At 52.5% G+C, this 26603-nt stretch carries 25 protein-coding genes and 1 pseudogene; 14 read left to right on the forward strand and 12 right to left on the reverse strand.

Going from position 1 to position 26603, the window contains the following annotated elements; genetic code table 11:
• Nucleotides 1–15 precede the first annotated feature (15 nt).
• From malM to malK, 3 genes are all read right to left on the reverse strand, one after another.
• Complete coding sequence (gene malM, locus QMN38_RS23470) at nt 16–963, reverse strand: maltose operon protein MalM (RefSeq protein WP_137381187.1); 948 nt, start codon at nt 961–963, stop codon at nt 16–18.
• Nucleotides 964–1076: 113 nt separating this feature from the next.
• Nucleotides 1077–2432 (reverse strand): maltoporin, encoded by a 1356-nt coding sequence (locus QMN38_RS23475; RefSeq protein WP_271449296.1) that lies wholly within the window; start codon nt 2430–2432, stop codon nt 1077–1079.
• Between the two features lie 91 nt (nt 2433–2523).
• The gene (malK, locus tag QMN38_RS23480; RefSeq protein WP_005132674.1) at nt 2524–3633 is read right to left on the reverse strand and encodes a maltose/maltodextrin ABC transporter ATP-binding protein MalK; all 1110 of its coding nucleotides are present in this window, start codon (nt 3631–3633) and stop codon (nt 2524–2526) included.
• 361 nt (nt 3634–3994) lie between these two features.
• Here malK and malE point away from each other — a divergent pair, with 361 nt between their 5' ends.
• The gene (malE, locus tag QMN38_RS23485) at nt 3995–5185 is read left to right on the forward strand and encodes a maltose/maltodextrin ABC transporter substrate-binding protein MalE (protein ID WP_003031680.1); all 1191 of its coding nucleotides are present in this window, start codon (nt 3995–3997) and stop codon (nt 5183–5185) included.
• Between the two features lie 15 nt (nt 5186–5200).
• On the opposite strand, the pseudogene QMN38_RS27080 reads toward malE, so the two are convergent.
• Nucleotides 5201–5275 (reverse strand): annotated as a pseudogene (locus tag QMN38_RS27080) (hypothetical protein); the annotation flags it as partial.
• A 40-nt stretch (nt 5276–5315) separates the two neighbouring features.
• On the opposite strand from QMN38_RS27080, the gene malF reads away from it, so the two are divergent.
• The 3 genes from malF (at nt 5316) to xylE (ending at nt 9576) form a co-directional block, all read left to right on the forward strand.
• Complete coding sequence (malF, locus tag QMN38_RS23490; RefSeq protein WP_323606173.1) at nt 5316–6860, forward strand: maltose ABC transporter permease MalF; 1545 nt, start codon at nt 5316–5318, stop codon at nt 6858–6860.
• Between the two features lie 14 nt (nt 6861–6874).
• Entirely contained in the window at nt 6875–7765 is an 891-nt protein-coding gene (malG, locus tag QMN38_RS23495; RefSeq protein ID WP_043018069.1) for a maltose ABC transporter permease MalG, read from the forward strand.
• A gap of 335 nt (nt 7766–8100) precedes the next feature.
• Complete coding sequence (gene xylE / locus QMN38_RS23500; protein WP_137381191.1) at nt 8101–9576, forward strand: D-xylose transporter XylE; 1476 nt, start codon at nt 8101–8103, stop codon at nt 9574–9576.
• A gap of 40 nt (nt 9577–9616) precedes the next feature.
• On the opposite strand, the gene psiE is transcribed toward xylE, so the two are convergent.
• The 6 genes from psiE to pgi form a co-directional block, all read right to left on the reverse strand.
• A complete protein-coding gene (gene psiE / locus QMN38_RS23505) occupies nt 9617–10027 on the reverse strand; it encodes a phosphate-starvation-inducible protein PsiE (protein WP_003031674.1) in 411 nt (136 codons plus the stop codon).
• Between the two features lie 175 nt (nt 10028–10202).
• A complete protein-coding gene (locus QMN38_RS23510) occupies nt 10203–12299 on the reverse strand; it encodes a YjbH domain-containing protein (protein ID WP_323606177.1) in 2097 nt (698 codons plus the stop codon).
• The gene (locus tag QMN38_RS23515; protein ID WP_271449298.1) at nt 12299–13036 is read right to left on the reverse strand and encodes a capsule biosynthesis GfcC family protein; all 738 of its coding nucleotides are present in this window, start codon (nt 13034–13036) and stop codon (nt 12299–12301) included. Before QMN38_RS23515 ends, QMN38_RS23510 begins: the two co-directional genes overlap by 1 nt.
• Entirely contained in the window at nt 13033–13671 is a 639-nt protein-coding gene (locus QMN38_RS23520) for a YjbF family lipoprotein (protein WP_323606180.1), read from the reverse strand. The genes QMN38_RS23515 and QMN38_RS23520 overlap by 4 nt, the downstream gene beginning before the upstream one ends.
• 118 nt (nt 13672–13789) lie before the next feature.
• Nucleotides 13790–14032 carry an exopolysaccharide production protein YjbE gene (gene yjbE / locus QMN38_RS23525; RefSeq protein WP_003826562.1) on the reverse strand — a complete coding sequence of 81 codons (243 nt, stop codon included), beginning with the start codon at nt 14030–14032 and terminating at the stop codon, nt 13790–13792.
• Nucleotides 14033–14451: 419 nt separating this feature from the next.
• The gene (gene pgi / locus QMN38_RS23530; protein WP_271440981.1) at nt 14452–16101 is read right to left on the reverse strand and encodes a glucose-6-phosphate isomerase; all 1650 of its coding nucleotides are present in this window, start codon (nt 16099–16101) and stop codon (nt 14452–14454) included.
• Between the two features lie 436 nt (nt 16102–16537).
• Here pgi and lysC point away from each other — a divergent pair, with 436 nt between their 5' ends.
• Both lysC and QMN38_RS23540 read left to right on the forward strand, forming a co-directional pair.
• Complete coding sequence (gene lysC / locus QMN38_RS23535) at nt 16538–17887, forward strand: lysine-sensitive aspartokinase 3 (protein WP_271440982.1); 1350 nt, start codon at nt 16538–16540, stop codon at nt 17885–17887.
• A 136-nt stretch (nt 17888–18023) separates the two neighbouring features.
• On the forward strand, nt 18024–18296 hold the full coding sequence (locus tag QMN38_RS23540; protein ID WP_137381200.1) for a YjbD family protein: 273 nt from the start codon (nt 18024–18026) through the stop codon (nt 18294–18296).
• Here the strand turns inward: QMN38_RS23540 and rluF are convergent.
• Nucleotides 18293–19168, reverse strand: a complete 876-nt coding sequence (rluF, locus tag QMN38_RS23545; protein WP_323606184.1) for a 23S rRNA pseudouridine(2604) synthase RluF — start codon at nt 19166–19168, stop codon at nt 18293–18295. The genes QMN38_RS23540 and rluF overlap by 4 nt on opposite strands.
• A gap of 469 nt (nt 19169–19637) precedes the next feature.
• Between rluF and QMN38_RS23550 the strand changes: the two genes are divergently transcribed.
• The 8 genes from QMN38_RS23550 to QMN38_RS23585 all read left to right on the forward strand — a co-directional run bounded on the left by QMN38_RS23550 (nt 19638) and on the right by QMN38_RS23585 (nt 26184).
• On the forward strand, nt 19638–20591 hold the full coding sequence (locus QMN38_RS23550) for a sugar-binding transcriptional regulator (RefSeq protein WP_271441902.1): 954 nt from the start codon (nt 19638–19640) through the stop codon (nt 20589–20591).
• A gap of 70 nt (nt 20592–20661) precedes the next feature.
• A complete protein-coding gene (locus QMN38_RS23555; protein WP_202037190.1) occupies nt 20662–21468 on the forward strand; it encodes an SDR family oxidoreductase in 807 nt (268 codons plus the stop codon).
• A 9-nt stretch (nt 21469–21477) separates the two neighbouring features.
• Nucleotides 21478–21885 (forward strand): mannose/fructose/sorbose PTS transporter subunit IIA, encoded by a 408-nt coding sequence (locus tag QMN38_RS23560; RefSeq protein ID WP_271441901.1) that lies wholly within the window; start codon nt 21478–21480, stop codon nt 21883–21885.
• Nucleotides 21885–22379 (forward strand): PTS sugar transporter subunit IIB, encoded by a 495-nt coding sequence (locus tag QMN38_RS23565; protein WP_271455536.1) that lies wholly within the window; start codon nt 21885–21887, stop codon nt 22377–22379. The genes QMN38_RS23560 and QMN38_RS23565 overlap by 1 nt, the downstream gene beginning before the upstream one ends.
• A gap of 65 nt (nt 22380–22444) precedes the next feature.
• Nucleotides 22445–23242 carry a PTS mannose/fructose/sorbose transporter subunit IIC gene (locus QMN38_RS23570; RefSeq protein ID WP_271441899.1) on the forward strand — a complete coding sequence of 266 codons (798 nt, stop codon included), beginning with the start codon at nt 22445–22447 and terminating at the stop codon, nt 23240–23242.
• A gap of 11 nt (nt 23243–23253) precedes the next feature.
• Nucleotides 23254–24078, forward strand: coding sequence for a PTS system mannose/fructose/sorbose family transporter subunit IID (locus QMN38_RS23575; RefSeq protein ID WP_003031641.1), 825 nt, complete (start codon nt 23254–23256; stop codon nt 24076–24078).
• A 68-nt stretch (nt 24079–24146) separates the two neighbouring features.
• Entirely contained in the window at nt 24147–25370 is a 1224-nt protein-coding gene (sorE, locus tag QMN38_RS23580) for an L-sorbose 1-phosphate reductase (RefSeq protein WP_271441898.1), read from the forward strand.
• Nucleotide 25371: 1 nt separating this feature from the next.
• A complete protein-coding gene (locus tag QMN38_RS23585; protein WP_323606189.1) occupies nt 25372–26184 on the forward strand; it encodes a shikimate 5-dehydrogenase in 813 nt (270 codons plus the stop codon).
• Between the two features lie 49 nt (nt 26185–26233).
• On the opposite strand, the gene QMN38_RS23590 is transcribed toward QMN38_RS23585, so the two are convergent.
• Entirely contained in the window at nt 26234–26590 is a 357-nt protein-coding gene (locus QMN38_RS23590; protein WP_137381209.1) for a hypothetical protein, read from the reverse strand.
• Nucleotides 26591–26603: the final 13 nt, after the last annotated feature.

Consider the following 26603-nt stretch of genomic DNA (forward strand, 5'->3'; position numbering starts at 1 on the left):
AATGTGGGGAGATGGTTACCCCTTGCCTTTTACACTGCTGATAAAGGTGGAACGGGCAGATTTGGATCCCAGACGTTCAGCTTCATCAAGCAGCTTCAGCGCTTTATCAACATCACCTTTCGCCACGGCATCCTTAATCGCCTGGTTAAAATAGTTCTCAGTGTCATTCAGCACCGGCTCGCTTTTCTTCACGGGTTGTGGTGCCGGCGCGGCTACCGCGGCAGCCGGTGCCGCATAAGCCACCGCAGGCGCTGCGGTATTACCCACTGTCACCGGCCCCGGGCCAGAGGAACCAAATAACGGCCCAACCAGCACGCTGGAGGTGCTGTTGGTTTTCACCTGCAGTTTCACCAGACCATCGGTAGTATGGCGGGCAATCGGGTCCGGAATATCCGGAACAGCGTTGCCCACACCCTTGGCATACGCTTTCGCCGGGTCAAGCAGCGTGGTGGTCTGTTGGAGATCTTTATCAGTAGTAAAGACCAGAACATAAAGCTTCTGCTGTCCCAGCGCTGGCGTCAGACGCATCACGCCTTCCAGGCGATCCGCACTCATCACACCCGGAGCCTGGTAGGTAAAGTAACTGCTGGGGAAGAACGCAGATGGCGTCATGTTCTGATCAAGAATTAAGACGTTTGGCGCAAATACACTGGTTTGTTTGTTAACTTCACTGCTCAGCGTCAGGGTCAGTTCACCAATGTTGGCCGGTACGCTATAGGCGGCTACCGGGCCGCTAATACCGGCAATGTCCAGACGCTGTCCCGCTGTCGCCAACGGGGTTGACTGGGTTTTCGATTGGTCGACTGGCGTCCAGGTCAGCTGTTGCAATGCAGCCGTCGGAATCGACGGTGCAGCGGCGGTGTCCTGCGGAACGATATTCACATCGGCCAGGCTGATTCCAGGAACGCTGGCAAATAACCCTGCCGATAAACAAAGGGCAACGAGACTTTTCTTCATTTTCATTGTTATCACCTCAGATAGCATGGGTTCAGCGGTGGCCAGGCAATAGCGCGCTAAACCGTAAGTAAGAGGGGCTTACGCCCCTCTTTAGGTCATTACGTCAGGTTAATGCTGGATTACCACCAGATTTCCATCTGGGCACCGAAGGACCACTCGTCGCTATCGCCACGGCTGGTTGTGCTGATACCGGAGTTGGTTGCAGCAGCATATTTAGAGACCGAATCTCCGTTTTTCACGTAGCCCCATTCTTCATCCCATTTGGCATAGGTTGCAAAGACGCGGATTGCCGGACGAGACCAGATGCTATCGCCTGCCTGCCACTGTTGCGCCAGGGTGATTTTGTATTGGCTGTTGCGATCGCCAGTCTGTTGAGATTTGACGTTGTCGTAGCCGACTTCCATCAGGGTGCTCATGATTGGCGTCCATTTGTACATCGGACGAATACCCACGGTGTACCATTCAGTACCCAGGTCGTTATCCATGTCGATATTCTGATACATACCGACGTACATCAGGTCCCACTTGTCGCCCAGAGAGATAGCACCGTGGTCAAGTACGCGCACCAGGCTACCGTTGTTATTGATGTTGTTGTTTACATGATGGATAACGGGATCATTTGGTGTTGCCTGGGTATCGAAGGTTGAACCGTAAGTACCCTGCGAGCCACCTTTACCCTGCGTGGTCATCGCATCAGTTGCATACTGAACCACGAACTTGTTATAGCCCTTCAGCATGCTCTGAGTATGTTCTGCAGTGAACATCCAGCCATCTTTAGATGCGCTATCCGCGTAGCTATAACCGTCAGTTTTATTCGCACGACCGTAGTCAACACCCAGTTCCAGCATGCCGTCCGGGTTAATGGCCATCTGCGCTAAACGCATGTCGAATACGTCGTTCGCGGTATCTTTGGATGTGTCGTAGATATTCTGGCTACTGAAGGTGTAAGAACCGCCCGCTTCCTGAGAACGGGTTGCGGCCAGAGACAGTTTACCGAAGCCCAGATCGATGTTTTCAATACCGGCACCAGGACCTGAAATATCCCAGTAGTAGAAGTCGATCATATGGACGTCATGACGCTGATAGAAACGTTTACCGGCCCAGATGGTGGAACCCGGCAGCCATTCAATCAGGTTTTTACCCTGCACGTTGGCTTCGCGGAAAGCAGGATCGGTCGCTTCCCAGTCATTCTGCTGTGCAACGGAGTAGGCAACGTTGGTGTCGAAGTAGAAGCTCTTATCGCCCTCTTTCCACACTTCCTGACCTAATTTGATTTCCGCATAGGTTTCACATTCGTTACCAAGACGGTATTTACTTTGGGCACCAGTTGCCTGGAAACACTGTTGTTCACCGCCGCTACCTGTCCAGCCAATGCCGGAACGAGCATAACCATGGAAATCCACAGCCATTGCCTGAACAGACATAATGCCTGCTGCTACAGCAACCGCCAGAGGGAGTTTGCGCAGAGTAATCATCGTTCTATCTCCTGAGATCATTGCTTTTCTTTAAACGCTGCCACCTTCTGCAACTACGAATGGTTTTGCGTTTCGTTTTTTTATGGGGACCTTAAACGCCCGGCTCCTGATGCAACCGACGACATGCAGTGCCATCCTCACGGAACAGATGGCAACGCTCTGGCGGCAGGCCGATAGCGAATGTGGCACCCTCTTCTACCAACACCACGTCGTTCTGGCGGTAAACCAGGTTCTGACGGATGGCGGGGATCTGGATATGGATTTGTGTTTCGTGACCAAGCTGCTCGACTACCTGTACTTCACCTTCGAGGGTGACATCAGCAATATCACTGGGCAGCAGATGTTCCGGGCGGATACCTAAAGACATATTGGCGCCGACCTGCACCGCACGGCTTTCCACTGGTAGCCATATTTGCTGGCGGTTAGGCAGCTCAACCTGAACCTGATCGATCGCCGTTGCCGTCACTTTCACTGGCAGGAAGTTCATCTTTGGCGAACCAATAAACCCGGCAACAAAGCGGTCAGCCGGGTAGTGGTACAGCTCGAGGGGTTTACCAACCTGCGCGACGCGGCCGGCATCCAGCACCACAATTTTGTCGGCCAGGGTCATCGCTTCGACCTGATCGTGGGTGACGTAAATCATCGTGCGACCAAGACGCTTATGCAGGCGGGAGATTTCAATGCGCATCTGGACGCGCAGTGCGGCATCGAGGTTTGACAGCGGTTCGTCCAACAGAAAGACACGTGGCTCTGCAACCAACGTACGGCCAATTGCCACACGCTGACGTTGCCCACCGGAGAGCGCTTTGGGTTTGCGCTCCAGCAGATGGGCCAGTTGCAGCACCTCCGCAACCTGATTAACACGCTGGTTCATCACCTCTTTTTTCGCACCAGCGAGTTTGAGGCCGAATGACATGTTTTCAGCGACGGACAAATGGGGATACAGCGCATAGGACTGGAAGACCATCCCCACACCACGTTCAGCGGGTGGAATGTCGTTCATCCGGGTCTCCCCGATAAACAAATCACCACTGGTAATGGTTTCAAGTCCGGCGATCATACGCAGCAAGGTTGACTTACCACAGCCTGACGGTCCGACAAACACCACGAATTCCCCTTCGTGAATGTCGAGATTGATATCTTTCGATACCACCACGTCACCCCAGGCTTTCGTTACATTTCGCAGCTGTACGCTCGCCATGCCCTTCTCCCTTCGTTACAACCTGTCATCGACAGCAACATTCATTGATGGATTGACTATGCGTTATCCCTTAACTGCGTGAATCCTCCACCCCCCAGCTTTTTTATGGGGGAGGAGGCGGGAGGATGAGAGAGCAGCGTCTGAGACCCTGGCTACCTGCCTCAGAGGAATTTCGTGATGCAGCCTGCAAAAATCAGTGGGTTTTTATGTGCGCCAGTACGCATTACTCACATTTATGTAACACAGATCACATAAAGAACGGGTGGGGCGTAGGGGTAAGGAGGATGGAAAGAGGTTGTCGTATAAAGAAACTAGTAACCGTTAAGCCACCTCTGCAAAATCACCAAACAGGATGGGAACTATGAAAATCAAAACTGGCGCACGCATCCTCGCATTGTCCGCATTGACGACGATGATGTTCTCCGCCTCGGCTCTCGCCAAGATTGAAGAAGGTAAGCTGGTTATCTGGATTAACGGCGATAAAGGCTACAACGGCCTCGCTGAAGTGGGCAAAAAATTCGAGAAAGACACGGGTATCAAAGTCACCATTGAGCACCCTGACAAGCTGGAAGAAAAATTCCCGCAGGTTGCCGCGACCGGTGATGGCCCGGACATCATCTTCTGGGCGCATGACCGTTTTGGTGGTTACGCACAGTCTGGCCTGCTGGCTGAAATCACGCCGGACAAAGCGTTCCAGGACAAACTCTATCCGTTCACCTGGGATGCCGTACGCTATAACGGCAAGCTGATTGCCTACCCAATCGCGGTTGAAGCGCTGTCGCTGATTTATAACAAAGACCTCGTGCCGAACCCGCCAAAAACATGGGAAGAGATCCCTGCGCTGGATAAAGAGCTGAAGGCGAAAGGTAAATCTGCACTGATGTTCAACCTGCAAGAACCGTACTTCACCTGGCCGCTGATTGCTGCCGATGGTGGTTACGCATTCAAGTTTGAAAACGGTAAGTACGATGTGAAAGACGTCGGCGTGGATAACGCTGGCGCGAAAGCCGGTCTGACCTTCCTGGTTGATCTCATCAAGAACAAACACATGAACGCGGATACCGACTACTCCATCGCTGAAGCGGCCTTTAACAAAGGCGATACCGCGATGACCATTAACGGCCCGTGGGCATGGTCGAACATCGACAAGAGCAAAATCAACTACGGCGTAACGCTGCTGCCAACCTTCAAAGGCAAAGCGTCTAAACCGTTTGTTGGGGTACTGAGCGCCGGTATTAACGCCGCCAGCCCGAACAAAGAACTGGCAAAAGAGTTCCTCGAAAACTACCTGCTGACCGATCAGGGTCTGGATGAAGTGAACAAGGACAAACCGCTGGGTGCCGTTGCGCTGAAATCCTTCCAGGATCAATTAGCAAAAGATCCACGCATCGCTGCCACCATGGATAACGCCCAGAAAGGCGAAATCATGCCGAACATCCCGCAGATGTCAGCGTTCTGGTACGCCGTTCGTACCGCAGTGATCAACGCAGCCAGTGGTCGTCAGACTGTTGATGCTGCACTGAAAGACGCACAGGGTCGTATCACCAAGTAGTGCTGTAGCACACGTGCCGGATGGCGGCATAAATGCCTTATCCGGCCTACAACTCACCGTAGGCCGGATAAGCGCAGCGCCATCAGGCACTTTTGCCGACAGATGTTCAATGTTGTAGAGGAAGATCCCCATGGATGTCATTAAAAAGAAACACTGGTGGCAAAGCGACACGCTGAAATGGTCAGTGATGGGTCTGCTTGGGCTGCTGGTCGGTTACCTTGTTGTTTTGATGTACGCTCAGGGGGAGTACCTGTTTGCCATCATGACGCTGATTTTAAGCTCTGCTGGCCTGTATATTTTCGCTAACCGTAAAACCTATGCCTGGCGTTATGTTTATCCTGGTGTCGCCGGTATGGGGCTTTTTGTTCTGTTTCCGTTGGTTTGCACCATCGCCATTGCCTTTACCAACTACAGCAGCACTAACCAGCTGACCTTTGAACGTGCTCAACAAGTCCTGATGGAGCGATCATATCAGGCAGGCAAAACCTATAACTTCGGCCTGTATCCGGCGGGTGATGAGTGGCAACTGGCCCTTACCGACGGTGAAACAGGAAAAAATTACGTTTCCGATGCCTTTAAATTTGGCGGCGAGCAGAAACTGCAACTGAAGGACGCAGATGCACTGCCAACTGGCGAACGCGCGACGTTGCGCATCATCACCCAGAATCGTCAGGCGCTGACGCAGTTAACGGCCATTCTGCCGGATGACAGCAAAGTTATCATGAGTTCACTGCGTCAGTTCTCCGGCACGCAGCCGCTCTACTCCCTGGCTGATGACGGTACGCTCACCAATAACCAGAGCGGCGTAAAATACCGCGCCAACAACGATGTTGGTTACTATCAGGCAATTAACGCTGACGGGAGTTGGGGTACAGAAAAACTCAGTCCAGGCTATACCGTCGCTATTGGGTGGGACAACTTCACCCGCGTCTTTACTGATGAAGGCATCCAGAAGCCATTCTTCGCCATCTTCGTCTGGACAGTGGTGTTCTCAGTCCTGACGGTAATCCTCACCGTTGCGGTAGGGATGGTTCTGGCCTGTCTGGTGCAGTGGGAATCCCTGAAAGGCAAAGCGATTTACCGCGTCCTGCTGATCCTGCCCTATGCCGTGCCGTCGTTTATCTCGATTCTGATTTTCAAAGGATTGTTCAACCAAAGCTTTGGTGAAATCAACATGATGCTGAGCACACTGTTTGGCATCAAACCGGCCTGGTTCAGCGACCCAACCACCGCGCGCTCAATGATTATTATCGTCAACACCTGGCTGGGTTATCCGTACATGATGATCCTGTGCATGGGGCTACTGAAGGCGATTCCTGATGACCTGTATGAAGCATCAGCAATGGATGGCGCAGGCCCGTTCCAGAACTTCTTTAAGATTACGCTTCCGCTGCTGATTAAGCCGCTAACGCCGCTGATGATTGCCAGCTTTGCCTTTAACTTTAACAACTTCGTGCTGATTCAACTGTTGACCAACGGTGGCCCGGACCGACTTGGCACCACCACGCCAGCCGGTTATACCGACCTGCTCGTGAGCTACACCTACCGTATCGCCTTTGAAGGCGGTGGCGGGCAGGACTTCGGTCTGGCGGCGGCGATTGCCACGCTGATCTTCCTGCTGGTAGGCGCACTGGCGATCGTGAACCTGAAAGCCACACGTATGAAGTTTGATTAAGGGAGATAACGACAATGGCTATGGTCCAACCGAAATCACAAAAGTTACGTTTATTCGCAACGCACTTAGGGTTGCTGATTTTTATCGCGGCGATCATGTTCCCGCTGCTGATGGTTATTGCCATCTCGCTGCGCGAAGGTAACTTCGCCACTGGCAGTCTGATCCCGGAAAACATCTCCTGGGAGCACTGGAAACTGGCGCTGGGCTTTAGCGTAGAGCACGCGGATGGTCGTGTGACGCCACCACCTTTCCCGGTGCTGTTGTGGCTGTGGAACTCAGTGAAAGTGGCCACCATTACTGCGATCGGTATTGTGACGCTCTCCACCACTTGTGCTTATGCCTTTGCCCGCATGCGTTTCCCGGGCAAAGCAACGCTGCTGAAAGGGATGCTGATTTTCCAGATGTTCCCGGCGGTGCTGTCCCTGGTGGCGTTATACGCGTTGTTTGACCGTCTGGGCCAATATATTCCGTTTATCGGTCTCAACACCCATGGCGGCGTGATCTTCGCTTATCTTGGCGGTATCGCGCTGCATGTATGGACGATTAAAGGCTATTTCGAAACCATTGATGGATCGCTGGAAGAAGCGGCCGCGCTGGATGGCGCAACGCCGTGGCAGGCTTTCCGCCTGGTGCTGTTGCCGCTCTCGGTACCGATTCTGGCGGTCGTGTTTATTCTGTCATTCATTGCCGCCATTACTGAAGTCCCGGTCGCATCACTGCTGCTGCGTGATGTGAACAGCTACACCCTTGCGGTAGGTATGCAGCAGTACCTCAATCCACAGAACTATTTGTGGGGCGACTTTGCCGCCGCAGCTGTACTTTCCGCCATTCCGATCACGCTGGTATTCCTGTTGGCACAGCGCTGGCTGGTCAACGGCCTGACCGCGGGTGGTGTGAAAGGTTAAGTTTCATCAAAGTAGTTGTGTTACCCCGCCCGGCAACGGGCAATGCCACTGCAACCCTCAACTTATGTTATCCCAACCTGTGACTGTTATTCGGCGCTCTACGGAGCGCCCTTTTTTTATGTTATTTTGCATTGCCGTTATGATTATTTCCTTTCGTGCTCTCCATCACTGCAATTCAATTCCCCACCTGACTGGCAACATATTAAACAGAGCTAAGATCACAGAAAAGACAAAACGTAATTGCAATGTAAAAAATGATAATTGTCTTCCCTGCCTGTTAAATCCACCATCTCCAATACTGATAAAAAGAGCTGTATCGTCTAAGGCAGGTCTGAATGAATACCCAATATAATTCCAGCTATATATTTTCGATTACGCTAGTTGCTACATTAGGAGGTCTATTATTTGGTTATGACACTGCAGTCATATCCGGTACGGTAGAGTCCTTAAATACCGTTTTTGTTGCCCCACAACACTTAAGTGAATCCGCCGCTAACTCGCTGTTAGGTTTCTGTGTTGCCAGTGCACTGATTGGCTGCATCATCGGCGGCGCGCTTGGCGGGTATTGCAGTAACCGCTTTGGTCGCCGGGATTCGCTGAAAATCGCTGCGCTGTTATTTTTTATTTCCGGCATCGGTTCCGCATGGCCAGAATTAGGTTTTACCACCATTAACCCCGATAATGCTGTACCTGTTTATTTAGCAGGGTATGTCCCCGAATTCGTTATTTATCGCATCATCGGTGGTATTGGCGTAGGTTTAGCTTCCATGCTTTCACCTATGTATATTGCTGAGCTGGCTCCGGCACATATTCGTGGAAAACTGGTTTCCTTTAACCAATTCGCGATTATTTTTGGCCAGTTGCTGGTGTACTGCGTTAACTATTTTATTGCCCGTTCTGGTGATGCCAACTGGCTGAATACCGATGGCTGGCGATATATGTTTGCCTCCGAAAGTATCCCCGCCCTGCTGTTTTTACTGCTGCTGTATACCGTACCAGAAAGCCCACGTTGGCTGATGGCGCGCGGCAGACATGAGCAGGCAGAAGGTATTCTGCGCAAAATTATGGGTAGCACACTCGCCACTCAGGCAATGCAGGAGATTAATCAGTCACTTGAGCATGGACGCAAAACCGGTGGTCGTCTGTTGATGTTTGGTGCAGGCGTGATTGTCATCGGCGTGATGTTATCCATCTTCCAGCAGTTTGTCGGCATCAATGTCGTGCTGTACTACGCGCCGGAAGTCTTCAAAACGCTTGGGGCCAGCACCGATGTGGCACTATTGCAGACCATTATTGTCGGTGTAATCAACCTCAGCTTCACCGTGCTGGCTATCATGACGGTGGACAAGTTTGGTCGTAAACCGCTGCAGATCATTGGCGCACTCGGCATGGCAATTGGGATGTTCAGCCTCGGCACTGCATTTTATACACAGGCTTCCGGCCTGGTGGCGCTGCTGTCGATGCTGTTTTATGTCGCAGCATTCGCTATGTCCTGGGGACCGGTGTGTTGGGTGTTGCTGGCAGAAATCTTCCCGAACGCGATTCGCGGTAAAGCACTCGCCATTGCGGTCGCAGCCCAGTGGCTGGCGAACTACTTCGTCTCCTGGACCTTCCCGATGATGGACAAAAACTCCTGGCTGGTTTCCCATTTCCACAACGGTTTCTCCTACTGGATTTACGGTTGTATGGGCATTCTGGCGGCGCTGTTCATGTGGAAGTTCGTACCGGAAACCAAAGGTAAAACACTGGAAGAACTTGAAGAGCTGTGGGAACCCGCAGCAGAGAAAGCCAAACCCGTCTCTGCACAATAAGACTGACCTGCAACACGCCGCCCCAACGGCGTGTTGTTTTTTACTCTCGCTTCAACCGCTTCGAGTTGCACAGCCACAGGGTGATCACCAGCAGCAGGATCGCCGCAGAATAGATCAGCACATCCATGGGTGCTTTATGATCGACAATGATCAACCGCACAATCGCAGTGATCCCGATATAGACAAAGTAGCGCAGCGGAAAGTGAAACCCTGACTGAAAATACTTCACAATCAGCGCGATAAATTCAAAGTACAGAAAGTAAACCACCAGTCCTTCCACCAGCTCATATTTGCTGGTTTGTTCCGGCGCGAACAACACATCTGCCAGATGCAGCGTTTCTTTCCCGAGGAATACGACCAGGATCAGGCCCAGACTCAGCAGCCCCAGATTCAGCACGGTCTGCAAGATGGTGGAGATAAACTCCACGCGCGGACGAGATAGCGACGTCATAACAGCACCTCTTACTCAGTGGCGAGGTTCCTGTATAACGCAAAAATGTGACAGAGATCTACATTTTTTGTTTAGATTTTGTTCGCACAACGGTTCTTGCCGGATGGCGGCTTTGCCTTATTCGGCCTGCCGTAGGCCCGGTAAGCGTAGCGCCACCGGGCGATCAACATTCACATCAACGGAAGTTCTCACTCCTGTCACTGGTCATATCGTACAAACCAAACTTACGCCCAAGCTGCTGACCACCATCACGCGTTAACGGTGTCCAGCCTATCGCTGCACGGCTGCGGGTTGGACCAGAGGAGAAAAGATCCAGCGGCACGGAAACGTACACCCCTTTGGTGAAATCCCCTTCTCCGTACTCGTCCGGCGATGCATTCGTGATAGTCGCATAGCCGCCAACTATCACGCCGCTATCGAAGCGTTTCGCAATTTCCAGCGTGCCGCCTTTATCACCCGCCAGATACTGCCCCACGCTGGCTTTCACCAGAACATCCTGAGCAAACGAAGGATTCCAGTACGCCGTCAAATGCCCGGTCTTCACGCTGTAGTCGGTGAACTTCATCATGTCCTGTGCGCTACGCCAGTCACGCTGTTTCACGTAGTTGGCGTCAATGCCAAACGCCCAGTTGCTGTCCAGCGGACGATACAATACTTCCGCGCCCGCCCCGCCGTACATGGTTTCCAGATAACCGCCGTAAACCTGTCCATAGAATCCATTACCGAGAGACTGGAAGTAATTGGCCTGCAGGTTATTCACGTAGACGTCGTTCTGTACATACTCACGCACATGGGTACGCACCCGCGGTAAATGCGAATCCTGCGGTGGGTTAGTGTAGTTAAACTTGTCGTAGTTATTGGCGAGGTTGGCAAACAGGCTACCGGTGGTCAGCAGGTGATCCGTGACCCACAGATCCGCCGTTCCCATCACGCCCAGTTGATACATATAGAAGTTTTCCGGGCCACCCACCGACTGGTTAAGTACCGGATCGATGTGAAAATCGAAACGTGATTTGTCGATATACCAGCCCTGCTCGGTAGTATTCGGCACCACGGGCTCAACGCGTTTTTGCGCCAGTTGGGTTTCATGACCCAGCGGCTCGCCTTCCAGATGGCGCTTGAGGCTGGAAATCTCCGTTTCGGTCGTCACCTGCGGTAAGTTCAGGCGATTTTCCGTAATGCGGATCGTGCGGATCCCGTCAGGGAGATCGTTCATCACGATCCGGTTGGCGCGTTCGATCCCTTCACGCGAATCACGGTATTTCACCTGTTCACCGGTGACGTATAGCGTATCGCCCTGCACCTGAATTTTAGGGTCTGCCAGCCCAGCGTTATATTTCAGCAACGTTAGCTGATTCGCCACCACAGAATGTTGCAGGATGGCATCCTGGGGCTGGGGCTGATATTTCGGGCGGGCATTGTCATTATACGCGGGCCGCAGATCGTTAAAGTTGGTACGCAGCGTGAAGCCAAACATAACAGTGTTGCCACGTTCGTAGCTGAGGTTAACGTCGGCCCAATCGGTGACGCGATAAATAGCGCCGACGTTAAACTTGCTCTTCTGATCCAGCTTACCCGCAAAATCCTGCTGATAATTATTGCCTTCATACTCCAGCTTCAAACGCAGCGGCTGCCAGGGGGTTTGATATTCCACACCGCCAAACAACGATGCCGGACCATGGAACATCTGACTACCATCGATAGAACCCGCCTGTTTGTAGCTATTGTCGCGATAACAGAATTTATCGCTGTAGGAACACAGCGGGTTGCTGACGTTGCCGCTGGTCCCCAGGTAGCCCCAGCCAAGACCCAGTGAGAAATCAAACGGTCCCCAGGCTTTACTCGCCACAATGTACTCCGCATCAAACAGACCGGTTCCACCAATATCCCGTGCACCAACCGCGACCTGCGGCATCCAGTAACTCTCTTCCCACAACCGCAGTTTGAGGTCAAACGCCTTATCCTTGTATGTCTGATCGCCAGAAAACGACTCTACACTGCTGTACTTTTTGGTGCGAACATCGGTATAGCGCAGCGTGGTTTCCAGCCAGGGGAAAAGCTGCACCGACCCTGAGTAGTAACGGTATTGATCGTTATCGCGGTAGTTGAGGCTCATTTCACCTTCACGGGCCATCCGCGCAGTCGGGGTTTGCAGCAGCCCCACGCCGCCAAAATCGGACTGTGATGGTCCAACGGGTGCAGGCCAGGTTTCACCGTGGCAGGCAACGCTCACGCCCAGCGCCAACAGGCTGAGCAGATAAGTTTTTCTCATTATTCAGGGATCCGCTGAGTCAGGGTGCGAAGAACATCGGCATTGATTTCATCCGGAACGTTGCTCCAGACGGCTTCGGAAAGTCCGACAAAAATGATGCTGCCGGGCATCGGCTCAACGTGGCGTTTGTTCCAGTAAGCCACTGGCGCTTTCTGCATATGTCCGTCGGGATAGACCACCCACGCATAGCTGCGATCTGCACCGCTGAGCCGATGTTGTTCAGCGAGATAACTGGCCACATCACGGCCGGGCATAAACGGTTGTTTACCCGGACGACTTAGTAAGCCAAATAGCGTTATCTCCGTTGGCTGTGGACCAACCCACAGCGAGTAATTGCCCTGCAACGGCGGGTTGCCTCGTTCGCTGACGCGCACAACATCCGGGTCGAGGTTAATCTTCTGTCTGCCGGTTATCTTCACTGCCTGAATCTGCTGGCGTAGCGCGTTAATCGCTGCAGCATCCTCACCACTTTCCTCTGCACTCAGCACTGCCAGGCGCGCCAGTAATGCCTGCTGCTGGCGTTGTGCCGAGATAGTGGCTTGCGCTTCACCGAGAACCGCTGCCGGCCACCAGCTGTTGCTTAATCGTGGCTGCCCCACCAGGTCGATCAGATGTTCAGCACCGGTCAACATCTGCGGTTCTGAGTGGCCTGCGATCATCACTTTTACGTCACCTGCGGCAAAAACAGATGACATACTCAGACTGACGAGCAACGCGGTAATTGTCCGTTTCATCATGGTTTTGCCGCCTTAATCAGCGTGGTTTTCACCAGGAAGAAATGTGCACCCAGATACTGCTCTGACTGACGGATTTGCCCTTCATTGTCGATCCAGTAGCGGTTATGCCAGTGCGCCTGATCGGTCGTCACCTCTTCGTCCAGCACCCGAACCGCGGTCTCTTCGCTGCCCACGCTGATGCTATCAGGGCCATCCCATTTGAAAATCGAGTGGGCAGTGGCGTAACGGACCTGTTGATGCTCAGTCCAGCCCATCGTTCGGGTCCACGTTGCGCCATCAACTATCTGATTGGGCTTGAACAGTGGATCTGTCGCCAGATTATTCACCTCGATCAGGTTGTCGCCACCGAGTTGCGTTTTCACCAGTCGCCCATGCTGCGTCACGAGAATGGCCTGATCCTGAGTCACCCATTTCTGCTGCCCGTTTTCGGTAAAAGCGAGCACGACAAACAGCTGTGGACCACCATTGAGCTGCATATACTGGCTGGCGTAGGGCATGTTTTGGATTTCATCGTCCGTCATCTGTACGCCGGGTGACCCAAACACACTCTCCCACAGCGAATGACCCAGCCCTTCGGTGGTGGCTGAACACGCTTGTAATAACAGGCAAACCAATATGAGCGCTGGTCGCTTCACGACGCTTCTCCGCATTATTGCCGGGTGATGCTATGTTTACCCGGCCTACAAATCCCACAGGCTTATGGCAATCCAAAATAACCACACCGAAGTGTGGTTATGGTTAAACGTACCGGTACTACTGGGTACTGGTGGTTGTAGTAGTGGTTGTTCCGGTATTAGAACCATCGCCACCACCGGTTGCCGCCAGGGCGACCCCCACCGCAGAACTTACGGTGCTCACGCTGGTTGCGGAGGAACTTCCTGCCGAAACCGACGCTGCTGCCGACCCTGCGGCCTCCCCCACCTGAACGGGGGCGGCATAAACAGAGGTCGCCGCAAGCGCAGATATAGCCCACAGGCCATACAGAACTTTTTTCATCACAAATTCCCTTCATTGCATGAATGGAGATTTACCCAAAAGAATTTCAGGCGAGATCGAGTATACACAACCAAAGTATGCAAATTAGACCGGCCGGATATTTAGGATAATTAGATGGCAAGAAATGAAATTATTTACTGTTTATAATAAACTTAAATTAATCAATCAGTTAAAATATATAAATAAAAAATACAATACCCGAAAAATCTGAAAACATCAGAAACAGGATAACGTTGAATGAATTGTTTTAGGATTAAGCTCAATTAAGAAATGAAGAAAAGGTGTAGATATCCTGGAGTAATCTTATAAAAAAAGCCGATATTAATATCGGCTTTTTTATTTCATTAATGCCGGATGGCGGCGAAACGCCTTATCCGGCCTACAAGTGTACGCCTGTAGGCCTGATTAGCGCAGCGCCATCAGGCACGCCAGGACTTATAACGGTTAATCAAACCGTTGGTCGAGCAATCATGGCTGGTGATTTCTTTGTCATCATTCAGTTCCGGCAGAATGCGGTTTGCCAGCTGTTTGCCCAGCTCCACGCCCCATTGGTCGAAAGTGAAGATGTTCAGGATGGCACCCTGAGTAAAGATTTTATGTTCATACAACGCAATCAACGCACCCAGGCTAAACGGCGTGATTTCACGCAGCAGAATAGAGTTCGTCGGACGGTTGCCTTCAAACACTTTGAACGGCACAACGTGTTCGAGCTGGGCCGGATCTTTACCCTGATCGCGATATTCCTGCTCAACCACTTCACGAGATTTACCAAATGCCAGCGCTTCGGTCTGAGCGAAGAAGTTAGACAACAGTTTCGGATGGTGATCAGACAGCGGGTTATGGGTAATCGCCGGCGCGATAAAGTCACAAGGAACCATTTTGGTACCCTGGTGAATCAGCTGGTAGAACGCATGCTGGCCGTTAGTACCCGGCTCACCCCAGATGATTGGGCCAGTCTGGTAGTCCACGGCGTTACCGTTACGGTCAACGTATTTACCGTTGGATTCCATGTTGCCCTGCTGGAAGTAGGCCGCGAAGCGGTGCATATACTGGTCGTACGGCAGGATTGCTTCGGTTTCTGCACCGAAGAAGTTGTTGTACCAGATACCGATCAGCGCCAGCAGTACCGGCAGGTTTTTCTCCGCCGGGGTGGTGGAGAAGTGTTTGTCCATCGCATGTGCACCGGACAGCAACTCAACGAAGTTGTCGAAGCCCACGGACAGAATGATGGACAGGCCAATGGCAGACCACAGAGAGTAACGACCGCCAACCCAGTCCCAGAACTCAAACATGTTGGCAGTATCAATACCAAACTCGCCAACCGCTTTACCGTTGGTGGACAGCGCAGCAAAGTGTTTCGCAACGTGTTTATTGTCACCAGCGGTCGCCAGGAACCAGTCGCGCGCGCTGTGGGCGTTGGTCATGGTTTCCTGGGTGGTGAAGGTTTTAGACGCGACCAGGAACAGCGTGGTTTCCGGGTTCACTTTTTTCAGCACTTCGGCAATGTGCGTACCATCGACGTTAGACACAAAGTGCATATTCAGGTGATTTTTATATGGACGCAGCGCTTCGGTCACCATGAACGGGCCGAGGTCGGAGCCGCCGATACCGATGTTCACCACATCCGTGATCGCTTTGCCGGTGTAGCCTTTCCAGCTTCCGGAGATAATCGCTTCAGAGAAGGATTTCATTTTCTCCAGCACCGCATTCACTTCCGGCATCACATCTTTACCATCAACGATGATCGGCGTATTGCTACGGTTGCGCAGCGCCACGTGCAGCACGGCGCGGTCTTCGGTGCGGTTGATTTTCTCACCGGAGAACATGGACTTGATGGCACCCGCCAGATCGGTCTCTTTCGCCAAATCCTGCAGTTTAGCCAGCGTCTCTTCCGTGATACGGTTTTTGGAGAAATCCACCAGCATCAAATCGTCAAACGTCGCGGAAAACTTAGTGAAACGATCGCTATCTTTCGCGAACAGGTCCGCGATAGTAACGTCTTTCATCTCTTCAAAGTGTTTTTGTAGTGCCTGCCAGGCTGAGGTCTGCGTTGGATTGATGTTTTTCATTAGCAATACTCTTCTGATTTTGAGAATTGTGACTGAGATCGATTGTAACGCCAGTCACAGAAAAGTGTGATTGTTTTAATGCCATTGCCAGGGCATCCGCCAAACGTGGCTAAAAAGTATAGCGGTTATCAGCGTTGTTATTAGTACCGTTACTCAACGCAGTTGCAGCATGAAAAATCCGCATAATCCCAGCGTTGACAGCACAGGCCATGCCTTTTATTTATATACATAAAGTCATTCGATATGCGTCAAGGCGGCAAACCTGAGAATCCACAGGAGCTTACTGAAGTAAGTGACTGTGGTGAGCAGGTGCAGCCAACGAAGAGGCAGATTGAAGGACGAAATGTAATACGGTATTTGCATTTGCGCCTGCACCGGTTTTTGTTCTGCCTTATGTGCCATGGTCGCTCTATTCATTCCCTGACACGAGGTAGTTATGACTGATGTAGTTGTCTCCAAGTTTGGTGGTACCAGCGTGGCGGATTTTGACGCCATGAATCGCAGCGCGGATGTCGTACTTTCCGATACTAACGTCCGCTTAGTGGTGCTTTCCGCTTCAGCAGGTATTACCAATCTGCTGGTTGCACTGGCAGAAGGGCTGGAGCCGACTGAGCGCTTCGAGAAACTCGACGCCATTCGTCAAATTCAGTTCAATATTCTGGAACGCCTGCGTTATCCGAACGTGATCCGCGAAGAAATTGAGCGTCTGCTGGAAAACATCACTACGCTGGCCGAGGCGGCCTCACTGGCTACCTCCACGGCGCTGACGGATGAACTGGTCAGCCACGGTGAACTGATGTCTACCCTGCTGTTTGTTGAGATCCTGCGCGAGCGTAACGTTCAGGCCCAATGGTTTGATGTCCGCAAAGTGATGCGCACCAACGATCGCTTTGGTCGTGCTGAGCCAGATGTAGCGGCGCTGGCCGAACTGGCAGCCATCCAGCTTGCCCCGCGGTTGAGCGAAGGTCTGGTCATTACTCAGGGCTTTATCGGTAGCGAAAGCAAAGGCCGTACCACCACACTGGGACGCGGCGGCAGCGATTATACAGCCGCCCTGCTGGCCGAAGCGCTGCACGCTACGCGCGTCGATATCTGGACCGATGTTCCTGGCATTTACACCACCGATCCGCGCGTTGTTCCCGCAGCGCAGCGTATCGATGAGATCGCCTTCGAAGAGGCCGCGGAAATGGCAACCTTCGGTGCGAAAGTCCTGCACCCGGCAACCCTGTTACCTGCCGTACGTAGCGATATCCCGGTGTTTGTTGGCTCCAGCAAAGATCCAAAAGCAGGCGGCACGCTGGTGTGTAATAAAACCGCGAATCCGCCGCTGTTTCGGGCGCTGGCCCTGCGCCGCAAACAAACACTGTTGACGCTGCATAGCCTGAATATGCTGCACTCTCGCGGCTTTTTAGCGGAAGTGTTCGGCATCCTGGCACGCCACAATATCTCGGTAGATTTGATCACCACATCCGAAGTCAGTGTGGCGCTGACGCTGGACACCACCGGCTCCACCTCCACCGGCGATACACTGTTAACACAGTCTCTGCTGATGGAACTGTCTGCCCTGTGTCGGGTTGAAGTTGAAGAAGGTCTGGCGCTGGTGGCGTTGATTGGTAATGACCTGTCAAAAGCCTGTGGCGTCGGCAAAGAGGTGTTCGGTGTACTGGAGCCATTCAACATTCGCATGATTTGCTACGGCGCATCCAGCCATAACCTGTGCTTCCTGGTGCCGGGCACCGAAGCCGAGTTGGTCGTCCAGAAACTGCACCATAATTTGTTTGAGTGATATATGCTCGCATGCCGGATGCGGCGAAACGCCCTATCCGGCCTGTAAATTCTCCGTAAGCCTGATAAGCAGCAGCGCTATCTCTCAGCCAGAGATTCCCGTAAACTAAAATCTCTGGCTAACTGAGGGCACCCTAATGGCACTCCCCCGCATTACCCAAAAAGAGATGACCGAGCGCGAACAGCGTGAACTGAAAACGCTTCTCGACCGCGCGCGTATTGCACATGGTCGACTACTCACCAACGCTGAGACCAACAGCATTAAGAAAGAGTACATCGATAAACTGATGGTTTTGCGCGAAGCAGAGGCAAAAAAAGCCCGCCAGTTGAAGAAAAAGCAGGCTTATAAACCGGATGCGGAAGCATCGTTTTCCTGGTCAGCGAATACGCCAACACGCGGCAGACGTTAACGCCCTTTCTTCTTACGCCCCGGCGAGGTAAAGCGCTTACCGTTTGCTGCCGGGCGTGATTTCTCTTTTTCAGCCGATTTTTCGATTTTCACTACCGGGCGCTTAATGCCTGTGGTTTTTGGCTTCGCTTTCGCCTTCGGTTTGGCTTCTGAGGACGAGTTCTCAATCAACTTGAACAGATCGATCAGTTCGTCATCCGTCAGGTCGCGCCATTCACCCAGCGGCAGGCCTGACAGACCAACGTTCATGATACGCGTACGCTCAAGCTTAGTCACTTCATAACCAAAGTGCTCGCACATACGACGGATCTGACGGTTCAGCCCCTGAATCAGCGTGATGCGAAACACAAACGGCGCTTCTTTCTTCACCTTACATTTTTTGGTAACGGTGCCGAGAATTGGCACACCGGCTCCCATCCCACGGATAAAGTCATCAGTGACTGGCTTATCTACCGTCACCAGATACTCTTTTTCGTGATCGTTACCGGCACGCAGGATTTTATTCACCAGGTCGCCGTGGTTGGTCAGAAAGATAAGTCCCTGAGAGTCTTTGTCCAGACGACCAATTGGGAACACACGCTTGCTGTGGTTAACAAAATCAACAATGTTGTCGCGTTCGCTGTCTTCAGTGGTACTGACAATCCCCACGGGTTTGTTCAGCGCAATAAAAACCAGATCTTCCGCTTCGCGCGGCTCAATCAACCGACCATTTACTTTTACGACGTCGCCAGGCATCACCTGATCGCCAATGGTGGCGCGTTTGCCATTCAGGAAGACATTCCCTTGTTCGATAAAGCGATCTGCTTCGCGACGCGAGCAGATTCCGCTTTCACTGATGTATTTGTTTAATCGGATAGATGAGTCGGGCAGCATAATTTCTCCTGTATACACGTCATCCTTCAGGCTGTCTCTGCGTTGGCTGCCCTCACTCACCCAGGTCACATAGCTCTCTATGCTCCCAGGGATTCGCTCCCTTGCCGCCTTGATACAACTTGAATGACTTTGTGTATTAAAAGCGAAATATACCCTACCTTGCGGGCGATAAAAAATAATCGTGTTCGAATGCCAGAACGCTATTTGTGATCCGCCACACTTTTCGACACAAAAGTGTCAGCACCCCATGCCTGCAATTTTGTTGCGCGAAAATACACAGAATCAAGGTATTACATCAATAAGCACATATGTGCCGACAACGCGCTATCGGTACATCAAATGTGCAACACAAACTGCCAGTTCATGGCGCTGAAAGAAGAGAAAATTACTTTGAGCTGGGCCATGGATGGGGTTATATCAGATCAAGAAGACAATTTAGTGATTTGCACAAATGTGCAGGAGCCCAAAGATGGCAACGGAAAACAGCGATGATATCCGCCTGATCGTAAAAATAGCGCAGCTCTATTACGAACAGGACATGACGCAAGCGCAAATCGCCCGCGAGCTGGGAATTTATCGCACCACGATCAGCCGCCTGCTAAAACGTGGCCGCGAATCAGGCATCGTTACCATTGCCATTAATTACGACTTCAACGAGAACCTGTGGCTGGAACAACAGCTAAAACAGAAATTTGGCCTGAAAGAAGCGGTGGTGGTCTCCTGCGACAGCGAACAGGAAGACGAACAGCTCGCGATGATGGGGGTGCACGGCGCACAGCTGCTGGAGCGCTTACTGGAACCCGGCGATATTATCGGCTTCTCATGGGGGCGCGCCGTTCGGGGGCTGGTCGAAGGATTATCTCCGGCCAGCCAGTCGCGCCAGCTGATCTGCGTACCGATTATCGGCGGCCCCTCCGGCAAGCTTGAAAGCCGTTACCACGTCAATACGCTGACCTACAGCGCCGCGGCAAAGCTCAAGGGCGAATCGCACCTGGCCGATTTCCCGGCACTGCTGGAAAACCCGCTGATCCGTAACGGGATTATGCAGTCCCAGCACTTCCGGTCGATTTCCGCCTACTGGGATAACCTGGACGTCGCGCTGGTCGGCATTGGCTCCCCGGCGATCCGTGACGGTGCCAACTGGCACGCCTTTTACGGCAGCGAAGAGAGTGATGACCTGCACGCCCGCCATGTCGCCGGAGACATCTGCTCGCGCTTTTATGATATCGACGGCGTGACGGTAGAGACCAGTATGAGTGAAAAAACACTCTCGATCGAAACCAATAAATTAAAGCAGGCACGTTACTCCATCGGCATTGCCATGGGGGAAGAAAAACTGAGTGGAATACTTGGTGCATTACGTGGAAATTATATTAACGGTTTAGTCACTAACAGTCATACCGCTGAATTGCTGTTGAAGTAAATATATTCGAATTGATCCTGACATAATTTACTTTATGCAGGGTCCCCTTATCTGAAATTGGGAGTTGATTATGCAAACGTGGTTAAATCTACAGGATAAAGTCATTATTGTTACCGGTGGCGCATCAGGAATTGGCCTGGCTATTGTTGAAGAGTTATTAGCGCAAGGTGCTAATGTACAAATGGCAGATATTCATGGTGGCGACGGTAAATATACCGACCACAGCAAATATCATTTCTGGCCAACAGATATTTCCAGCGCCAAAGAAGTCAGTCACACCGTTGCTGAAATTATCCGTCGTTTTGGCCGTATTGATGGGCTGGTGAATAACGCGGGGGTTAATTTCCCGCGCCTGCTGGTCGATGAAAAAGCCCCGGCCGGGCAATATGAACTCAATGAAGCCGCTTTTGAAAAAATGGTCAACATCAACCAAAAAGGCGTTTTTTTAATGTCACAAGCGGTAGCGCGCCAGATGGTAACACAGCATGACGGCGTGATTGTGAATGTCTCTTCAGAAAGCGGACTGGAAGGTTCTGAAGGTCAGAGCTGCTATGCCGCCACCAAAGCCGCACTAAATAGCTTTACCCGCTCGTGGTCGAAAGAACTGGGCAAACACGGGATTCGTGTGGTCGGTATTGCGCCTGGCATTCTGGAAAAAACCGGGCTACGCACCCCCGAGTATGAAGAAGCGCTGGCCTGGACCCGCAATATCACCGTTGAGCAGCTACGCGAGGGATATACCAAGAACGCGATCCCGATTGGACGTTCGGGGCGTTTGGGCGAAGTCGCTGATTTTGTTTGTTATCTGTTGTCTGAACGTGCCAGCTACATCACCGGGGTAACCACTAACATTGCGGGCGGAAAAACGCGCGGCTAAGGAGGTTTTATGGTCAATGCAATCTTCTGCGCCCACGGCAAACTGGCCTGCGCCATGCTGGAATCGGTGCAAATGGTCTACGGCGATGCCAACGTTGAAGCGGTAACATTTGTCCCCGGCGAGAACGCCAGCGACATCGTGGCAAAGCTGAAAAAGTTAGTAAGCGTTCACACCAATGATGAATGGCTGATTGCCGTCGATTTGCAGTGTGGCAGTCCATGGAATGCCGCCGCAACGCTGGCGATGCACAACCCGGCGATACGCGTTATTAGCGGGTTGTCGCTGCCGCTGGCACTGGAGCTGGTTGACAACCAGAGCAGTATGAATGTGGATGAACTGTGCGAACACCTGACGACCATTGCTCAACAAACCTGCGTTGTCTGGCAGCATCTGGCAACGACCGAAGAGGATTTTTGATGAACATTACCCTTGCCCGTATTGATGACCGCCTGATCCACGGCCAGGTCACTACCGTCTGGTCGAAAGTGGCCAACGCCCAGCGGATTATTATCTGCAATGATGAGGTATATAACGATGAAGTTCGCCGAACATTATTACGCCAGGCCGCCCCGCCGGGGATGAAGGTCAACGTCGTGAATATCGAAAAGGCGGTGGCGGTTTATCATAATCCGCAATATCAGAATGAAACCGTTTTTTATCTCTTTACCCGTCCGCAGGATGCGCTGGCCATGGTTAAGCAAGGGGTAAAAATCGCCACCTTAAATATTGGTGGCATGGCCTGGCGACCGGGTAAAAAACAATTAACCAAAGCCGTTTCTTTAGATGATGACGATATTAATGCTTTTCATCAATTGGATCAGTTGGGAGTGAAACTGGATTTGCGCGTCGTTGCCTCCGACCCAGCAATTAATATTCTTGAGAAAATAAAAGAGCAGTCCGTTAGCGAATAATAAATAGCGCCTGTAGAAATATGCCGTAACAGGCAGGGATCGTTATACCCTTAAGGTGACAAATTATGGAAATTAGTACCCTACAAATTATCGCCATATTTATATTTTCCTGTATTGCCGGAATGGGCAGCGTGCTGGATGAATTCCAGACCCACCGCCCGCTCATCGCCTGTACCGTTATCGGCCTGATCCTTGGTGATTTAAAAACCGGGATTATGCTCGGCGGCACGCTGGAGTTGATTGCTCTGGGTTGGATGAACGTCGGTGCCGCGCAGTCCCCCGATTCGGCGCTTGCCAGTATTATCTCCGCCATTCTGGTTATCGTCGGGCAACAAAGTATCGCCACCGGTATCGCCATCGCCCTGCCGGTCGCGGCGGCAGGCCAGGTGCTGACGGTATTCGCTCGCACCATCACTGTGGTATTTCAGCATGCGGCGGATAAAGCCGCGGAAGACGCACGCTTTCGCACCATCGATATGCTCCACGTTTCCGCGCTCGGCGTACAGGCGCTGCGTGTCGCCATTCCTGCATTAATCGTCTCGCTGTTTGTCAGCGCCGATATGGTCAGCAACATGCTGAACGCCATTCCGGACTTCGTCACGCACGGGTTGCAGATTGCCGGTGGTTTTATCGTGGTGGTCGGTTACGCCATGGTGCTGCGCATGATGGGCGTGAAGTACCTGATGCCCTTCTTCTTCCTCGGGTTTATCGCCGGGGGTTATCTCGATTTGAGTCTGCTGGCTTTCGGTGGCGTGGGCGTGATTATCGCGCTGGTCTACATCCAGTTGAACCCGCAGTGGCGTAAAGCCGAACCGCAGGCGCAAGCCGCCTCTTCTCAAGCTCTCGATCAGCTTGATGACTAATGGAGCCGACCATGGAACAGAAAAAACTGACCAAATCCGACCTGTTTAGCATGTTTGTTCGCTCCAACCTGCAACAGGCGTCATTCAACTTTGAACGTATTCATGGGCTGGGCTTTTGCTACGACATGATCCCAGCCATTAAGCGCCTGTATCCGCTGAAGGAAGATCAGGTCGCAGCGCTCAAACGCCACCTGGTGTTCTTCAACACCACACCTGCCGTGTGTGGCCCGGTAATTGGCGTGACCGCCGCGATGGAAGAAGCGCGTGCCAATGGCGCGGAAATTGACGATGGCGCGATCAACGGCATCAAAGTTGGGCTGATGGGCCCACTCGCCGGCGTCGGCGATCCGTTGGTATGGGGAACATTGCGCCCGATTACTGCCGCGCTCGGCGCGTCTTTGGCGCTGTCCGGTAACATTCTCGGGCCGCTATTGTTCTTCTTTATTTTCAACGCAGTGCGTCTGGCGATGAAGTGGTACGGCTTACAGCTTGGCTTTCGTAAAGGGGTCAACATCGTCAGCGACATGGGCGGTAACCTGCTGCAAAAACTGACCGAAGGGGCATCAATTCTGGGTCTGTTTGTGATGGGGGTGCTGGTCACCAAGTGGACCAGCATCAACGTGCCGCTGGTGGTATCGCAAACGCCAGGCGCAGACGGTACCACCGTCACCATGACCGTGCAGAACATACTCGATCAGCTCTGCCCTGGCCTGCTGGCGCTGGGTCTGACGCTGCTGATGGTGCGGCTACTCAACAAGAAAATTAATCCGGTATGGCTGATATTCGCCCTGTTTGCACTGGGGATTATCGGTAACGCGCTGGGCTTCCTGTCCTGATTTTTCCGCCCCGGCGATGTCGGGGCAACGTCAACAAATTGTCCTCGAAAGAGGAAGAGGTGGTAACAATGCAAACAACAACAGCTTTACGCCTTTATGGTAAACGCGATCTGCGCCTGGAAACCTTCGACCTTCCCGAAATGCAGGATGATGAAATTCTGGCCTCGGTCGTGACCGACAGCCTGTGCCTTTCTTCCTGGAAAGAGGCTAACCAGGGTGAGAATCACAAAAAGGTACCAGACGATGTGGCCACCAACCCGATTATCATCGGCCACGAGTTCTGCGGCGATATTCTCGCCGTGGGGAAAAAATGGCAGCATAAGTTTCAGCCCGGCCAACGCTATGTTATTCAGGCTAACCTGCAACTGCCGGATCGCCCGGACTGCCCCGGCTACTCCTTCCCGTGGGTGGGCGGCGAAGCCACGCACGTCATCATACCCAATGAAGTGATGGAGCAGGATTGCCTGCTGGCCTACGAAGGTGAAACCTATTTTGAAGGCTCGCTGGTTGAGCCGCTTTCCTGCGTGATTGGCGCATTCAATGCCAACTATCATCTGCAGGAAGGCACTTACAACCATAAGATGGGCATTCGTCCGCAAGGGCGCACGCTGATCCTCGGCGGTACCGGGCCAATGGGATTGCTGGCAATCGATTATGCGTTGCACGGCCCGGTCAATCCGGCGCTGCTGGTAGTGACTGACACCAATAACGACAAGTTGAGCTACGCCCGCAAACACTATCCTTCTGAGCCACAAACGCTGATCCACTATCTCCACGCCCAGGATGCGGCTTACGACACGCTGATGGCGCTGAGCGGCGGTCACGGGTTTGACGACATCTTTGTGTTTGTGCCCAATGAACAGTTGGTCACACTGGCCTCTTCCCTGCTGGCCGCCGATGGCTGCATGAATTTCTTTGCCGGCCCGCAGGATAAGCAGTTCAGCGCGCCAATTAACTTCTACGATGTGCATTATGCTTTCACCCATTACGTTGGCACGTCTGGCGGCAATACCGACGATATGCGCGCGGCGGTAAAACTGATCGAAGAGAAGAAGGTTCAGGCCGCAAAAGTGGTGACGCACATTCTGGGGCTGAATGCGGCTGGTGAAACAACGCTGGAGCTGCCAAAAGTCGGTGGTGGGAAAAAGCTGGTCTACACTGGCAAAGCGTTACCGCTAACCGCACTCACGCAGATTGACGATCCGGCCCTGCGCGATATCCTGGAACGTCATCAGGGGATTTGGTCACAGGAAGCCGAACAGTACGTATTGTCTCACGCCGAGGAGATTTAACATGATTAACCGCGACACCCAACTGTGCATGTCGCTGGCCGGTCGCCCCGGCAACTTTGGCACACGTTTTCACAACTATTTGTATGAAAAGTTAGGATTAAATTTTATCTACAAAGCCTTTACTACGCAGGATATTGAGGCCGCAGTGAAAGGCGTTCGCGCACTCGGGATCCGCGGCTGTGCGGTATCGATGCCGTTTAAAGAGAGTTGCATGCCGTTTCTGGATGCCATCGACCCTTCCGCAAGCGTCATTGATTCCGTCAACACTATCGTCAATGACAACGGCACGCTGACAGGATTTAACACCGACTACATTGCGGTAAAAAGTCTGATTGCCAGCCACCAGCTTGATAACCGCGCACGCGTTATGATCCGCGGCAGTGGTGGAATGGGTAAAGCAGTCATTGCCGCATTTCGCGATGCCGGTTTTCACGATGTCATCATCGTCGCCCGTAACCGTGAGAGCGGCCCGGCGCTGGCAAAACAGTACGGTTTTCAGTGGCAACCGCAGCCGGAAGGGATTGCCTGCGATATTCTGGTCAACGTGACGCCCGTCGGCATGGCAGGCGGTAAAGAGAGCGATGAACTGGCCTACAGCGAAGCAATGGTCGCTGCCGCCAGCGTGGTGTTTGACGTCGTCGCCCTGCCGCCGGAAACACCGGTGATTAAGCTGGCGCAAAAGCTGGGTAAAAAAACCATCAGCGGTGCAGAGGTGATTGCCTTACAGGCCGTAGAGCAGTTCGCCATGTACACCGGCGTACGTCCGGATGACGCGCTAATCGCCGAAGCGGCCGAATTTGCGCGGGCGGGGTAAAGAAGCAGGAACAGAGCGCCAGGGATGGGCGCTCTGTTTATTTTAGGTACTATGCAACAGCAAACAGTTGCTGGTCAGCTTTCGCTTCCAATTGCGCCAGCGCGGGAATCAACTGGCTGATGTTTACCAGACTGTGTCCTAACTGGCATATGCTCTCATACGCAAAATGTTCCTGACCTTCACCCGCCATGGTCAGCAGGCTTTCGCCCATAAAATTCAGCGTCTGGTACAACCCCGCCAGCGCCTCTTCACAGCCAAACGATAGCGCCAGATTTTCTTCGGTAGTGAGATGGCTACAATCAAGATGGCGGAACGCCTCGGCGAGTGGAAAATAAAGCAGATCGGCCTGTGAAATGAGAGAAGAAGACGCAAAACAAGCGTTAGTGGTACTATTAGCATCAGCCATAGCATTACCTCGT

The sequence above is a fragment of the Citrobacter sp. R-1.5.2 genome (assembly GCF_035064245.1).
Lineage (GTDB): Bacteria > Pseudomonadota > Gammaproteobacteria > Enterobacterales > Enterobacteriaceae > Citrobacter.